General features: G+C 53.6%; 1 rRNA gene (running past both ends of the window). It reads right to left on the bottom strand.

Going from position 1 to position 2,500, the window contains the following annotated elements:
• Window positions 1–2,500: ribosomal RNA gene (locus ACYKG1_RS01590) — 23S ribosomal RNA — on the bottom strand (it extends past both window edges: 271 nt to the left, 107 nt to the right).

Below are 2,500 nucleotides of genomic sequence, written 5' to 3'. Positions count from 1 at the left end.
CCAACGCCCATGGCAGATAGGGACCGAACTGTCTCACGACGTTCTGAACCCAGCTCGCGTACCACTTTAAATGGCGAACAGCCATACCCTTGGGACCGACTACAGCCCCAGGATGTGATGAGCCGACATCGAGGTGCCAAACACCGCCGTCGATATGAACTCTTGGGCGGTATCAGCCTGTTATCCCCGGAGTACCTTTTATCCGTTGAGCGATGGCCCTTCCATACAGAACCACCGGATCACTAAGTCCTAGTTTCCTACCTGCTTGATCCGTCGATCTTGCAGTCAAGCACGCTTATGCCTTTGCACACAGTGCGCGATGTCCGACCGCGCTGAGCGTACCTTCGAGCTCCTCCGTTACTCTTTAGGAGGAGACCGCCCCAGTCAAACTACCCACCATACACGGTCCCCGACCCAGATAATGGGCCCAGGTTAGAACGTCAAGCACGACAGGGTGGTATTTCAAGGATGGCTCCGCTGCAGCTAGCGCCACAGTTTCATAGCCTCCCACCTATCCTACACAGACGAACTCAACGTTCAGTGTAAAGCTATAGTAAAGGTTCACGGGGTCTTTCCGTCTTGCCACGGGAACGCTGCATCTTCACAGCGATTTCAATTTCACTGAGTCTCGGGTGGAGACAGCGCCGCTGTCGTTACGCCATTCGTGCAGGTCGGAACTTACCCGACAAGGAATTTCGCTACCTTAGGACCGTTATAGTTACGGCCGCCGTTTACTGGGGCTTCGATCAAGAGCTTCGCCTTGCGGCTGACCCCATCAATTAACCTTCCAGCACCGGGCAGGCGTCACACCCTATACGTCCACTTTCGTGTTTGCAGAGTGCTGTGTTTTTGATAAACAGTCGCAGCGGCCTGGTTACTGCGACCCTCTTCAGCTATAGCTCGCACGAGCCACCAAAAAGGGTGCACCTTCTCCCGAAGTTACGGTGCCATGTTGCCTAGTTCCTTCACCCGAGTTCTCTCAAGCGCCTGAGAATTCTCATCCTACCCACCTGTGTCGGTTTACGGTACGGTCTGCGTAAGCTGAAGCTTAGGAGCTTTTCCTGGAAGCGTGGTATCAGTGACTTCGCCTTAAAGGCTCGTCTCGGTGCTCGGTCTTGAAGGATCCCGGATTTGCCAAAGATCCAAACCTACCGCCTTTCCCCAGGACAACCAACGCCTGGTACACCTAACCTTCTCCGTCCCTCCATCGCACTTACGCGAGGTGCAGGAATATTAACCTGCTTCCCATCGACTACGACTTTCGTCCTCGCCTTAGGGGCCGACTCACCCTGCGCCGATTAACGTTGCGCAAGGAAACCTTGGGCTTTCGGCGTGCGGGTTTTTCACCCGCATTATCGTTACTCATGTCAGCATTCGCACTTCCGATACCTCCAGCAGACTTCTCAATCCACCTTCAACGGCTTACGGAACGCTCCTCTACCGCGCATACAAAGTATGCACCCCAAGCTTCGGTTCACTGCTTAGCCCCGTTAAATCTTCCCCGCAGACCGACTCGACCAGTGAGCTATTACGCTTTCTTTAAAGGGTGGCTGCTTCTAAGCCAACCTCCTGGCTGTCTGTGCCTTTCCACATGGTTTTCCACTTAGCAGTGAATTTGGGACCTTAGCTGTGGGTCTGGGTTGTTTCCCTTTTCACGACGGACGTTAGCACCCGCCGTGTGTCTCCCATACAGTCCGTCTCGGTATTCGGAGTTTGCAATGGTTTGGTAAGTCGCGATGACCCCCTAGCCATAACAGTGCTCTACCCCCGAGAGGATACATATGAGGCGCTACCTAAATAGCTTTCGAGGAGAACCAGCTATCTCCGGGTTCGATTAGCTTTTCACTCCTAATCACACCTCATCCCCTACCTTTGCAACGGGAGTGGGTTCGGGCCTCCAGTGCGTGTTACCGCACCTTCACCCTGGGCATGACTAGATCACCCGGTTTCGGGTCTACTGCCCGCGACTATGCGCCCTTATCAGACTCGGTTTCCCTTCGCCTCCCCTATACGGTTAAGCTTGCCACGAACAGTAAGTCGCTGACCCATTATACAAAAGGTACGCAGTCACTCCTTGCGGAGCTCCTACTGCTTGTACGCACACGGTTTCAGGTTCTATTTCACTCCCCTCTCCGGGGTTCTTTTCGCCTTTCCCTCACGGTACTGGTTCACTATCGGTCGGTCAGTAGTATTTAGCCTTGGAGGATGGTCCCCCCATGTTCAGACAGGGTTTCACGTGCCCCGCCCTACTCGTCTTCACTGAAATGGCCCTTTCAGATACAGGGCTATCACCTTCTATGGCCACTCTTTCCAGAGCGTTTTCCTAGAACCAAATCAGCTTAAGGGCTAGTCCGCGTTCGCTCGTCGCTACTTACGGAATCTCGGTTGATTTCTTTTCCTCTGGTTACTTAGATATTTCAGTTCACCAGGTTCGCTTCCAGCAGCTATGTATTCACTGCAGGATACCCGCAAGCGGGTGGGTTTCCCCATTCGGACATTA

Source organism: Stenotrophomonas sp. 85239_Sma, from assembly GCF_056481725.1.
Note: the sequence above shows the minus strand (reverse complement) of the source record. Positions and strands in the feature narration are given on the sequence as shown.